Origin of the sequence: Endozoicomonas numazuensis (genome assembly GCF_000722635.1) — a bacterium.
Lineage (GTDB): Bacteria > Pseudomonadota > Gammaproteobacteria > Pseudomonadales > Endozoicomonadaceae > Endozoicomonas_A > Endozoicomonas_A numazuensis.
The window spans coordinates 434,737-447,550 of the sequence record NZ_JOKH01000003.1; the positions used below are offsets into that span (position 1 = coordinate 434,737).

A 12,814-nucleotide genomic window follows, 5' to 3' on the forward strand; every position below is an offset into this window, starting at 1 on the left:
GATTACAGGTTAAATGTGAGTAAAAGCAGTTTCCAGTTTGAACAAATCGGAGTGATTCACTCCTGCTATCGACAGAAATTTGGGATTCCCCGCCAACCCGGCATTGTGACAGCGGCAGAGTCTGAGCTGGAACTGTTACCCCCTTACAACCAGGAGAACCTGGTGCGTGGGCTGGAAGGTTTCTCCCACCTGTGGGTTCATTTTATTTTTCATAAAACGATGGAAGAAGGTTGGCGCCCAACCATTCGCCCGCCTCGTCTTGGTGGTAAACAACGCATGGGCGTTTTTGCCACCCGTTCGACCCACCGGCCGAACCCTATCGGATTATCTGTGGTCAAACTCAAGAGCATTCAATCTGGAAATGGAAAACTGATTCTCAGACTGGCTGAAGCTGACCTTCTGGATGGCACACCGGTCATAGATATAAAGCCCTATCTTCCCTATGCCGATGCCTTACCGGAAGCTAAAGGTGGGTTTGCACCTTTGCCCGCCATTATGGCTGAAGTCGAGTTCTCGGAAGCCGCTATGCTCAAATGTCTTGCTTATGAGCGCCAGACCGGACGCTCACTGATAGAACTGATTCGGCAAGTATTAGGACAGGACCCTCGTCCTGCTTATCTGAGAGAGACTACCGAGCGCAGACATGGCTCGGCTCTCTGGGATGTTAATGTGGTTTGGGAGTCCAGAGGTGATCACTTTCTGGTCACCGACCTGGAACCCTATTCATAACCAATAGTAACCATCCTGCCAGACTGAAACAGGGACCAATGCATTTTATTAGGGTTGCTCTGGTTGATGACATAGTCAGCAAAACGAGCCGCAGCTGGGCTGACCAGTTTGTCACCCACCGTTCTGAGAGCAACCCCCATGCCCCCCCCTTTAAGAATCGCTTTTCCTGTTTCCTTGGCTACTGTACCTGCCACTTTTGTCGACAAGGCTCCCATGAGTTCCGGACAGACATAACGAACGGGGCTGATAGCCTGAGAACTGGCCCAGGCAGCAGCTGACCCCATTTTTCCTACAGTCCATGCAATCGGCGACAGACAGATATTGATTAATGCCAGAGGGGGGGCAACAACCGGTTGAACCACAGCAGTCAGCGGCCTGACCATATGAGCCAGATAAGGCAAGGCTACAGCCTTGGCAGGATCCAGTACAGAGCTCAGAATTACACCGGTAAGAATGGCTTCAAAGATGTAAACCAGAACTTCTCCGGACTGATCATTCTCACCATGGGACTGAGAGAAGGGTAACTGTCCTGACAATCCGCCACCCACCTGCTTTTTATATTCATCATTCAGAATATTCAATATCCCATCCGACCCTTTCAGTGGATGAGTGGCCATCAACATGACCCCATCTTCTATCACCTGCATTACATTTGCATAGTCAGGAGCCAGACCATGATTAGCCCTATACAACAGATCCCGGATGTTGATAGCACCTTTAATGCTCAGCTTGGTACCAAGGCCATACATGCTGGGGTGGAAAAAAACATCCTTACCAATATAAAGACCCGCCAGATTCACCGGCCCCTTGAAAACTTCACTGATTGCCTGACTGCCTTCAGAACGGTCTGATCCTTCAGCAGGATAAAGCGCCTCTGCAACGTAAGGCATAACGCCATTCAGATCGGCACACTCCAGCCCTGTGCCCGCCATAGCCGATGCCCAAAAGGTTCTGAAACCCTGAAAAGTGGTCAGTTCCTCATATTCTATTTTACCCATTCGGCTCAGAAACGTGAAATACGTCACGGCATACAAAGCAGAAACGGCACAGGCACTGTCGCCTGGGCTCATATTCTTTTCATTTTCAAGTAGAGTCCTGAGCTGATCGGCAAACTTAACCTGCGCTTCCAACACCCCGTAAGGCATCAGAGATTCTGCGAATGCGCCATTTTTGAAATTACTTAAAGCGCCATCGGTAACCTTCTCTCCAAGCCAGAGCACAAACAATTTACCCACATACAAACCCGCCACTTCAAACCAGGACTCAACCCTTGAAATGCCTTGACTGTCAGGACAGTAAGATGAACCCGGTTCTTTATTCGTAAAAATTACCCGCTGAATAGTATCTGGCTGGGAATGTCGGGTGACTTCCTGACGTTTTTTACCATTGTGGATTGAAACGGTTTTCAGATAAAAATCATGAAGATGGTAGTCGAAAGGCTTAACCGTATTCCCATCCTGATCTTCACAATGCTCTTTGCTTAAACATTGCCCCCTTCCTTGCCGGCTTTTAAAACGTCCATCCGTACGAAACCGGCTTTCTGTCTTACCAGGAAATTCAGCCAAACTGTCGGGGGGAAGACGAAAACGAACCCGAACTTCTCCCTGATGACCAACGATGACGCAGCCCTCTTCCTGTCCCTTGAGAAGCTTACCGTCTCCATCCAACTGAAAAAGTGGGGTGTTCGACCAAGGTTCGGGGGTCGCCCCTGCTTTTGCCCCTGCCCACCAGATTACTAAAATACAAACGAGAATAATTCTTACAGACATGGCAGACCAAATAGAAAATGTAAAAAACATTTATGTTAGACGCTGCCAATGAACCCTGCCGGGTTTTAACCTAAAAAGACCAGCACTCATTCAAGTGTTCACTTCAGATTATTAGAAGAGAAAACAACGATGGCATGGTGTATTCACTTTGCATGCCTATATTTTTCATACCCTCCCTAATTATGTGTGTGTACTTTAAGCAATATGCGAGTGACTCACAGCAAGGTATAATTCTGCTTTAAAATAGCCTTACGACGACCTTGAGGAGCTGAGGTTTGATCATTCCGTACCAGGAGCTGGAAAAAGAGACACTGAACAACCTGATTGCCGATTTTGTCAGCCGAGAGGGAACTGATAACGGCTTTGATCAGGATCAGGAAAGCCGTATCCAACAAGTTATGGGACTGCTGAAATCTGGAGAGGTTTCTATTGTTTTTGATCCGGAGACAGGAAGTGTCAATATTATTCCTGCCAAAGAGGCTCAACAGTTTGAGTCTATGATCCATCACTCTTAAACAGCTATGAACGGGCTGGATTCAAGCAATAAGTACAATCGATTACCCGGTGTAGACCTGACACTAAACGACGGTATTACCGGAATTTTTTTGATCAATACCGGGCAACGCTTTTCCAAAGCAGAAGAAACTCACAGTACTGAAACACTCACCGAAAATCCGGAACGTCCCGAAGAACCCATAACCCTGACAGAGGTTCTGAAAGATTCATCAATTATCAGAGCCAGAAGAAACAGCAACAAAAACCAGCACGGTGACACAGGAAACGACTGAAGAGTCTGTCAGTTCAACCGAGGCTGCAGACACTACATGCACACCAGAACCGGAAGAGCCAACAGAAAACCATGAACCCGGGGATGTCTGACTCGCTCAGCTTAAAATGTGAACAGAGATGTTCAAAGGCCGCAACGTCGAAGCTGAGCGCCGTAGTTAGAAGCGCGACTGTGGACTTTTTTCGCGGTATTCATCAACCAGGGCTTCTTTTTATGGGATCCCCGCTTATAGCCACCCCAGCCTTCGTGGTAATTCAGGTAAAGCAAATCTGCACGCCAGAGAGAAACACCATTAACACGACGCGTTCTGTTGGTATACCAGCCAATAAAGTCTATAGCATCTTCAAAGTCATCCCGGCCCTTGAACCAGCCTCCATTCTCTTTCAGATACATATCCCAGGTACCATCCTGTGCCTGGGCATAGCCGTATGCCGATGAGTTTCTGGGTAAGGGAATAAAGAGGAACCAAGGTCTGGGAGGCCTTACATCATGACGGTATGAAGACTCCTGATACATGATAGCCATCATGATCTGAATCGGAGTCCCCCATTTTTCATTGGCTTTTTCAGCGTGTCGATACCAGCTGCGCTTTTCCTTGAAAACACTGCACAGATTATGGGGATTGGCAGGTGGTGTCGTACTGGCACAACCGGTCAGAAAAAGAAAACCTGTAATGGTTATAATCAGTGCCAACCCCCGTTTCACGTATCAGACTCCCCATTCCTGCATCAAATTAATAAACTCATCTTCTGTAACAACACGAACCCCCAGACTTTGAGCTTTGATCAGTTTAGAGCCTGCTTTTTCCCCCGCCAGTAATGCAGTGGTTTTGGCTGAAACTGACCCGGTCACTTTGGCTCCCAGCTTCTGCAATGCTGCCTTACCTTCATCTCGGGTCATGTTATGGAGAGTGCCTGTCAGTACCCAAACTTCACCTTCCAGGGGCTGATCAGAGCCTTCGTCAGGCTCCGCTTCTTCTTCCCAATGTAACCCTACCTTCAGTAATTCATCAATCACTTCCAGGTTATGTGTTTGCTTAAAAAACTTTTCAATATGAGCTGCAACGATGGGACCGACATCATCGACTTCCTGTAACTGCTCTATAGTAGCGGACTTGATGGCTTCAAAGTCTCGATAATGAGCGACCAGACTCTGAGCCGTTGCCTCACCCACCTCCCGGATTCCCAGACCGTAGACAAATCTGGCCAATGTCGTTTTCTGACTGACCTTGAGGGCATTTACCAGATTAGTCGCTGATTTTTTACCCATACGCTCAAGCGAGGCTATAGGTTCTACCGTCAGCTTGTACAGGTCAGCAATAGTATTGACCAGCCCCTTCTCAACAAACTGATCCACCAGCTTATCGCCAAGACCATCGATATCCATGGCTTTTCTGGACGCAAAGTGTTTGATGGCTTCCTTTCGCTGGGCAGAGCAATAAAGACCGCCGGTACAACGGGCTGCGGCTTCTGCTTCATCTCTCTCGACTTCTGAATCGCAGACCGGGCAGCGTTCAGGCAACTCAATGTCTCTGGCATTATCCGGTCTGCGGTCAGGTAAAGTCCGAACCACTTTAGGAATAACATCTCCTGCTCGATGAATCACCACAGTGTCACCGATCTTAAGATCCAGTCGTGCTACTTCATCCATATTGTGGAGGGTTGCATTACTGACTGTTACTCCACCTACGAAAACGGGTTCAAGCCTTGCTACTGGTGTAATGGCTCCGGTTCTTCCTACCTGGAACTCAACGTCTTTCAGTAGAGTCATTTCTTCCTGGGCAGGAAATTTATGGGCGATAGCCCAACGGGGAGCACGGGCGACAAAACCCAGTTGATTTTGTAAAGTCAGACTGTTGACTTTGTACACAATGCCATCAATCTCATAAGGCAGACTTTCCCGCTTCTGACTCATTCGGGTGAAATACTCTGCGCAGGCAGCAGCCCCATTAACCACTCTCAGTTCAGGATTGATCCGCAAACCCCAGGTTTTGAAGCGTTTAAGAATGTCAGCATGCTTTTCTGGTAATGTTCCCCCCTCGACAATACCGGCACTGTAACAGTACATATCAAGGGGTCTTTTAGCGGTTACTTTTGGATCAAGCTGTCTCAAGCTGCCTGCTGCAGCATTACGGGGGTTAACGAAAACCTTTTCTTCTCTGGCTTTGGCTCTCTGGTTCAGTTTTTCAAAACCTTCTTTAGGCATGAAGATTTCACCACGAACTTCCAGACGCGCTGGCCAGTCATCACCGATCAGCTGCAAAGGAATAGACGGTATCGTTCGCACATTCATAGTGATGTCTTCTCCCGTAGTACCGTCACCACGGGTAGCTCCTCGCACCAACAAACCGTTTTCGTATAGAAGGCTAACGGCTATTCCGTCCAGCTTCGGTTCGCAGGCATACTCCACTTCAGAAGCAACGCCCAAACGCTCTCTTACCCTGCGATCAAAGTCGTTAAGGTCGTCCTCATTGAAAGCATTATCCAGGGACAACATGGGCAGCTCATGACGAATCTGACCAAATTCCTTTAAGGGCGCAGCCCCTACGCGCTGAGTGGGCGACTCAGGAGTGATGAGCTGAGGAAAATCTGTCTCTATCGCTTTCAGCTGTTGCAGTAGTCGGTCATAGCTGGCATCGGCAATGATCGGGTCATCGAGCACATAATAACGATAATTGTGATCATTAATCTGTTCTCGCAGCCCATGAACTTCCTGTTCTGCTTCTTTAAGAGAGAGGGTGGTTTGAGTCATGATTCTATTACTTAAAAAATGACGCCGTTCAGCGCCATTAATAAAAAGAGTAAGCAGCCTGAATCTTTTTCCTCACGTTTTCAACGGAGTCATCCCCCGAAGATTCGGGGGAATTCAGATTCATGGTGTAGGGGTGGGTTCAGTCAGCCAACTTCTGGGTTAGCTGCTTTCTTTCAAAATCGCGAATACGTTGACGGTAATGCTCCAGCGTCTGCTGAGTCAGTACACTAAAGTGTTCGTCTTTCAACTCACCGCCCAGATCCAGAGCCAGTTGACGGACCGTTTCTTCCATCAGCATAAAGGCTTTCAGCGGTTCTCTGGGCCCTGGCAATCCCATAAAAACAGTGACAGCCGGAGTTTCTGTTGATTCCAGCTTAGCTATATCAAAGGTACCCGGCTCAACACCATTGGCCATACTGAAAAGAATTTGTCCGGTTCCATCCATGTTGGCATATCGGTGGAAAATGGACATATCACCATAGCGCATACCAGAAGCCAGCAAGCTCTGAAGCAATCTTGCACCATCAAAACTTTCGCCGCTTTTAGCCAGCAGATTAATCACCAGAATTTCGCTGGCTGCGGGCCGGTCTGCCAGTTTCTCCTGATTTACAGGACGGTGGCTTTTTTCCGCTCTTGCCGGTTTGGCTTCGGCAACAGGAGGAGGTGCTGCTGCCGGTAGTTCTTCAACAACCTCGGTCTTCTTTATTGAGAAGCTCTCCTGAACAATCGCCTGTTCTTCTTCTCTGACCTTCGGTTCTTTCATCCTGGTGCGGGGTTCTGAAGAGAGCACCTCTGAAGCCTCATCAACCTGGGTCAGAACCGGTACGGGTTCTGGTTCAGGTTGGATTTCGGGCATATCGACCGGCGGCTTGCGTTCCGGTATTTCTTTTGCCGGTCTGACTGCAGGCGCCGCTTCTGATTCAAGACTGGAAAATTCTGGCTCAATACGATCCCGTACAGGAACATGAACCGGTTCCTCTGAACGTACCCAGTTCTTCATTGTTTCTAACTTCTGGGTCGCTCCCCCTGACTTTCTGGCTCCACCATTCGGCAACTCACTGCCGAAGCTGTCTTCATTTCCTTTGACATCTTCAAGACCGAAAGACAGTTCTGATGCTCTTTTTCTAGCCAGACGCATACGGCGGTATCCATCAGCCAGAACGCCAATAATGACGACGATTCCGATTATTACCAACCAATCTCGTAAACTCATGTCCATGCCGCCTGTCTACCCAATGGGTTGTTGTCGCCTGTAAATCAACAACCCGAAAACGCAAAAATCTGAATATTATTAATCGGTCAAAGCGTATTCATGTTACAACAAAATAATTTGTAATCAGACTATTGTTTATGTTTATTGTTGAAACAAGTTTCTAATTTACACTTTCACAACACTATTCGTTAAACACCAGAGCTACCATAAATTAAGCGCCCTGACCTATAACTCTATTCTGGCGAGTATTGGCCGTCCCTTCAAGCGCAAACCACGGTTTATCCGTAATAAGTATCTGACCCGTTGCTTTCTCATATTCTGGCGAGTGGATTTTTTCATCCTTCAAGACGCAACACTGGGCGCGTAGCCTTGGCTACGTAACCAGAGTTGGAACACAGAAGGATGGAAAAAGCCTCCGTCCAGATATTCGAAAACAACGGGTTAGGTACTTAAGTAGTGATCACTTTATCCAGTCGCCTGCACAACTGCAAAAGCAGTTTATAAACAGGTATGCAAAATCTGATTTTCGATAATCACTTTCGTACAAAAAAGTCGGTCATAAAAATAGAAAAACAGCCCCATCAGGCTGTTTTTCTGAGCATAAAAAAGTTTAGAGCTGAGCCATGGCTGCCGCTTCTTCCACATCCACCGATACGGGTCTGGATACTCCTGGCTCCTGCATGGTTACCCCCACCAGTTGACTTGCTGCCTGCATCGCAATCTTATTGTGAGTGATATAGATGAATTGAACCTTGTCACTCATTTCGGAAACCATTCTGGCATAACGACCTACGTTGGCATCATCCAGTGGCGCATCGACCTCATCCAGCATACAGAAAGGTGATGGATTCAATTGGAAGATAGCGAATACCAAAGCAATCGCCGTCAATGCTTTTTCACCACCCGACAACAAATGAATGGTACTGTTCTTCTTACCGGGTGGTTGCGCCATAATAGCCACCCCGGTATCCAGAAGGTCTTCTCCAGTCAATTGAAGATAAGCCCGACCACCGCCAAAAACTCTGGGGAACAATTCCTGCAAACCCGTATTAACCTTTTCAAAGGTCACTTTAAAGCGTTGGCGAGTTTCCCGGTCAATTTTGCGAATAGCATTTTCCAGCGTCTCAAGGGCGGACTCCAGATCAGCGTTCTGCGCATCCAGGTAGGTTTTTCGTTCTGACTGGGTTTCGTATTCTTCAATGGCTGCCAGGTTAATAGCCCCAAGTCTGTCAATCCGGGCCTGCAGTCGCTCCAGCTCCTGCTCCCATACTTTCTCAGCCGCTTCTTCCGGCATATTGCCCAACACTGTGTCGAGATCAAACTGATCTTCCCTCAACTGATCGGCCAAAGTCGTACGTCTGACCTGCATACCCTGCCAGTCCATTCTTAGCTTCTCGAGCCTCGAACGCGCTGTCTGCGCTTTCTGTTCTGCTGATTGCCGGCTTTTTTCCAATTGTTGCATGCGCTGTTCAACTTCTTCCAGCTCACTGCGGGCCTTCTGCATGGCTTCTTCTTCTTCCAGCCTTCTGGCCAAAAGTACTTCTAACTGTTCCTGCAACTCGCCTTCAGGGGAATGAGATTCTGACAAAGAAGCCTGAAGTAATTCACGACGTTCACGCAGCTTGGTGGATTGCTGACTGAGTCGTTCAATAGCCGCACGCAATGATTCAAGCTGGCTGTTAATAGTCTGTTGCCTTAATGCCAACTGATGCAAGCGGTCCTTATCCTGGCGGGAACTCTGACGAACCTGTTCAAGCTTTTCTCTGCCTCGTTCCCTTTTCTCCAGTAGATCTTCTTTAAGACCACTGTCCATTTCCATTCGATCCAGGGCTTCCTGCAGACGCAGGCGCGACTCACCAATACTTTCCTGCTCGGCCTGACTCAATTCCTGACATTCTGCGATTTCATGTTGAAGACGAGTCCGTCTTTCAGAAAACTGCTCCAGCTTTACTTTTCGGGCACCGAGGTCCGCTCTTACTTCACCATGGCTGCGATTGAGTTCTGTAATTTGCTGCTGAGTTTGTTGGCGACGGTTTTCAAGCTGCTCAGATTGAATCTTAACGTCGGCCAGGCGTTCTTCTACCTGTTGACTCAGCGATTCCAGCTCTTCCATTCGCAAACCAAGTTGTTCCAACTCTTGCTGACGAGCGAGAACACCGGAATTATTATCTGTCTCACGACAAACCCTAAGCCAGTTTCTGGATAACCAAATACCATCTTTCGTGACAATGGATTCATGAACTTCAAGAGAAGTACGGGCAGATAAAGCGGCTTCCAGGGAATCAGTGATATAAATGCCTGCCAACAACCCCTGCGCTTCATTACCTGACTGGACTTTACCAGCCAGAGCATGCAAATCACCCCGGGCATCGGTTGAAACCTGATGATGCGAAGCATCGAGAAGCACTGCAGCCCCCTGCTCCAAAGACCCGAGCAATCCTGCAACAGGATCCAGATCATCAACACAAAGCGCTTGCAGACTGTCGCCCAGTACCGTTTCTACGGCAAGCTCCCAGCCAGACTCCACTTGCAGCTTTTCTGCCAGCCTTGGTGTCGATTCCAGTCCATGCTGCTCCATCCAGACCATGACACCGGTATCCTGCCCCAAAGCCGCCTGCTGAAGAGCTTCCAGGGAAGCATGACGCCCCCTGATCATACTCAGTTCATTGCGATGGCTGTCACGGTCTTCTTGCAACTGATCAAACTGAAGACGATTTTCTTCAATTTCTGAAGTCACCTCTTCCAATTTCAGTTCGTGTGTTTCGCGGGTCAGTTCAAGCTCTGTCAGTTTCTCCGAGAGCAACTCAATCTCTTCGAGGTCTTCCCCTCCACCCAGACTGTTCCTTTCTTCGCTCAGGCGCTGTTCTCGTTCCAGCAGGCGCTCCAGAACCGTTTCAGCATGTTGTATCCGGGACTGTTCAACTTCTGCTGCTTTTTGAGGCTCATGGGAGCGCTGATTAAACTGTTCCCACTCCTGTTGAAGACGATGTACTTCTTCTTCAACCTGAGCAAGGGAGTCTCCGGACATGTATTCCTGTTCCTGGAGCATTTCCAGCTCAGGCTCAACCTGCAGCTTTTCTTCTTCCAGCATTTCCAGTTGAGACTGGTCTTCTGCCATCTGTTCACGAGCTTCCTGCCAGCTTTGATCCAACTGTTGCAGGTCATGACTCAATTCTTTAGCTCGCTCTTCCTTATGACGAAGCGTCTGCTCGATCCGGGTTATCTCGTTGCCTGTACCATAATATTTGGCCTGGGTTTCATGAAAGTGATCGCTCAACTCCATCTGTTGTGCACGATCTTTTTCCATACCTGCATCAGATGAACGTTGATCACTAACAGCCGCTTCCAGCTGGACTTCCAGTTCGGAAATTACATGTTCCTGATTTTTGACCGACTCATCGATACTCTGCCAGCGAAGGGCTTGAAGCTGAGCTTTTTTCAGTCGTTCATCGGCTTTGTATTCTTTGTACTTCTCGGCGGCCTCTGCCTGTCTTTGCAAATGCCCAAGACGACGCCCCAGCTCGTCACGCAAGTCGGTCAGACGCTCCAGATTTTCATTGGTCCGACGGATACGATTTTCGGTCTCACGACGCCGTTCCTTATACTTGGAAATACCTGCAGCTTCTTCAATGAAAACCCTGAGTTCTTCGGGTTTGGACTCGATCAGTGTGGAAACGATACCCTGGCTGATAATGGAATAACTGCGCGGACCCAGACCGGTTCCCAGAAAGATATCCATAACATCTTTCCGACGGCATTTGTTGCCATTAAGGAAGTAAAAATTCTTGGCTTCAGACGTTAGCATCCTGCGAACTGAAATCTCGCTGTAGGCAGCAAACTCACCGGTAACCCGACCTTCGTTATTATCAAAGATCAACTCTACTGTAGCTTTGGCCGCTGGCTTCCGGCTGTTGGAACCCTTGAAGATAACGTCCGTCATGGACTCGCCACGAAGGTGTTTGGCAGAAGACTCCCCCATTACCCAGCGAACGGCATCGATAATATTAGACTTGCCGCAGCCATTAGGACCAACAACACCGCACATATTGGAGGGAAAATGAACCGTTGTGGGATCCACAAAGGATTTGAAACCGGCCAGTTTGATCGATTTAAGACGCATCTTATCCTTAATTCATAGCTATCAGGGCCACAGCTGCCTGGTTATCGGTAAAAAAGCTTTTCTCAGTTACAGACTCAATATAAGCCGCTGACGACTCTTTTCCGGTGGCCCCAGAGGCTACTATCCAAGCAGCCTCTTAATCCCTGTCCCCGAAGGTACTCCCTGTATTAAGTCTCTTTAACTTCTACGAGTGTACACAGATTCGGCCCTTCAGGAAAAGTCGTTCTAACCGAAAGCTTTGACCATCAGCCTTCGGGCAAGTTCAGTATATCTCGACTTCGCCCAGAAAGAGCATCAATTTACCGTGTAAAACCCTTGTTTTAGTCTTTCTTTAAAGAGAAGCTATTTCTTTGATAGCAGACCCCATTATACCCATTGGATTTCATGATGCTACTAGGCGTTAGGCGTCAAGTGAACGAAGCCCGTGAGCCTACAAGTAGTAGGTGATCGGGATGAGCGAACGCTGGCAACAACGTAGCATCTTGAAAGGCGATGGGTATATGATGGGTATATAGAGTTGAGACTCTTTTAGCCCGAGTCTCTTTAGCCGCAGAAGACACACTGGTTTTCTCGGCCAGTTTCAGTGCCTCAGCTTTGAATTCAGGAGAATGGATTTTTCTTTTTTTCTTGGTCGTCATTGGTCACCTCACAGAGTGATTTTACTCTCTTAGGAGGCTGACCGAGAATAGACAGTCCGGCCTAAAATCCAGAAAGAACGGCCATCTTTTCCACTGGATTTGCTTAAATAGGTCAACTATTCGCACAAATTCAGTGAAAAAGCTGACTCGTTCTACTGAATTTTATGCTCGGACGCTATGATAAGCCTTAAATCAACCTTGATGATGCCTGATGTCACCACCAAAATTCAAAGATAGCCCTGTTGAGTTCGATCAGCACCTACTGTTTCCAACCAATATTTTCGATCTGCTTTCCAAAGATCATGACTGTTTTGTCTACGAAGGCATCTTTCAGAGCATTGATACATCTGAAGTCGAAAAAAAATACCACCACCTTGGCCAGCACGCTTATCCCCCGAAGCTCATTGTCGCCATCCTGATCTACGCCTATAGCCATGGCGTTTTCAGCTCCCGTGAGATTGAACGTCGCTGTCGGCAAGATCTGGCGTTTATGTACATCTCGCAAATGAATTGCCCGAACTTCAGAGTCCTGGGTGACTTTCGTAAAGATAACCTGTCCTTCTTCCATGACTGCTTCAAACAATCCGTCAAGCTGGCAATGGAGCTGGAACTGGCATCGCTCGGGCATATCAGTCTGGACGGTTCAAAGTTCAAAGCCAACAGCTCAAAGCACAAGGCCATGAGTTACGGGCGACTCAAGCTCAAAGAAGCAGAACTCAGTGCAGAAATTGATGACCTGATCGAGAAAGCCAGTCAATGCGACCAGGAGGAAAATGACACCTACAAAGAAGCCAGTGGTTACAGCAT

9 protein-coding genes and 1 pseudogene are annotated in these 12,814 nt (G+C 48.0%); 4 read left to right on the forward strand and 6 right to left on the reverse strand.

The genetic code is table 11. The features are described 5' to 3' along the window. Positions 1–15: 15 nt before the first annotated feature. Positions 16–729: a tRNA (N6-threonylcarbamoyladenosine(37)-N6)-methyltransferase TrmO gene (gene tsaA, locus GZ78_RS14725; protein WP_034837497.1), complete on the forward strand. Its 714-nt coding sequence runs from the start codon at positions 16–18 to the stop codon at positions 727–729. Here tsaA and GZ78_RS14730 read toward each other — a convergent pair. Then, entirely contained in the window at positions 720–2,498 is a 1,779-nt protein-coding gene (locus tag GZ78_RS14730) for a hypothetical protein (protein ID WP_152558749.1), read from the reverse strand. The two genes, tsaA and GZ78_RS14730, sit on opposite strands and share 10 nt — an antisense overlap. Before the next feature lie 275 nt (positions 2,499–2,773). On the opposite strand from GZ78_RS14730, the gene GZ78_RS14735 reads away from it, so the two are divergent. Both GZ78_RS14735 and GZ78_RS14740 read left to right on the forward strand, forming a co-directional pair. Beyond that, on the forward strand, positions 2,774–3,013 hold the full coding sequence (locus tag GZ78_RS14735; RefSeq protein WP_034837501.1) for a YheU family protein: 240 nt from the start codon (positions 2,774–2,776) through the stop codon (positions 3,011–3,013). A 6-nt stretch (positions 3,014–3,019) separates the two neighbouring features. Further along, the gene (locus GZ78_RS14740) at positions 3,020–3,286 is read left to right on the forward strand and encodes a hypothetical protein (protein ID WP_034837503.1); all 267 of its coding nucleotides are present in this window, start codon (positions 3,020–3,022) and stop codon (positions 3,284–3,286) included. A gap of 122 nt (positions 3,287–3,408) precedes the next feature. Here the strand turns inward: GZ78_RS14740 and GZ78_RS14745 are convergent, their stop codons facing one another. The 5 genes and pseudogenes from GZ78_RS14745 to GZ78_RS31000 form a co-directional block, all read right to left on the reverse strand. Beyond that, positions 3,409–3,978 (reverse strand): transglycosylase SLT domain-containing protein, encoded by a 570-nt coding sequence (locus GZ78_RS14745; RefSeq protein ID WP_152558791.1) that lies wholly within the window; start codon positions 3,976–3,978, stop codon positions 3,409–3,411. A gap of 15 nt (positions 3,979–3,993) precedes the next feature. Beyond that, entirely contained in the window at positions 3,994–6,036 is a 2,043-nt protein-coding gene (gene ligA / locus GZ78_RS14750) for an NAD-dependent DNA ligase LigA (RefSeq protein WP_034837505.1), read from the reverse strand. 139 nt (positions 6,037–6,175) lie between these two features. Beyond that, on the reverse strand, positions 6,176–7,249 hold the full coding sequence (gene zipA / locus GZ78_RS14755) for a cell division protein ZipA (RefSeq protein WP_034838356.1): 1,074 nt from the start codon (positions 7,247–7,249) through the stop codon (positions 6,176–6,178). Positions 7,250–7,859: 610 nt separating this feature from the next. Continuing rightward, a complete protein-coding gene (gene smc / locus GZ78_RS14760; protein ID WP_034837507.1) occupies positions 7,860–11,369 on the reverse strand; it encodes a chromosome segregation protein SMC in 3,510 nt (1,169 codons plus the stop codon). Positions 11,370–11,880: 511 nt separating this feature from the next. After that, positions 11,881–12,007: pseudogene (locus GZ78_RS31000) on the reverse strand (transposase); the annotation flags it as partial. A 211-nt stretch (positions 12,008–12,218) separates the two neighbouring features. Here GZ78_RS31000 and GZ78_RS14770 point away from each other — a divergent pair. Next, the coding region (locus GZ78_RS14770) for a transposase (protein WP_161787397.1) at positions 12,219–12,814 on the forward strand (596 nt) is incomplete at its 3' end.

Coding starts and splice junctions, on each gene's coding strand:
- GZ78_RS14730 (WP_152558749.1), bottom strand. CDS start 2,498: ATGTCTGTAAGAATTATTCTCGTTTGTATTTTAGTAATCTGGTGGGCA.
- GZ78_RS14740 (WP_034837503.1), top strand. CDS start 3,020: ATGAACGGGCTGGATTCAAGCAATAAGTACAATCGATTACCCGGTGTA.
- ligA (WP_034837505.1), bottom strand. CDS start 6,036: ATGACTCAAACCACCCTCTCTCTTAAAGAAGCAGAACAGGAAGTTCAT.
- zipA (WP_034838356.1), bottom strand. CDS start 7,249: ATGAGTTTACGAGATTGGTTGGTAATAATCGGAATCGTCGTCATTATT.
- smc (WP_034837507.1), bottom strand. CDS start 11,369: ATGCGTCTTAAATCGATCAAACTGGCCGGTTTCAAATCCTTTGTGGAT.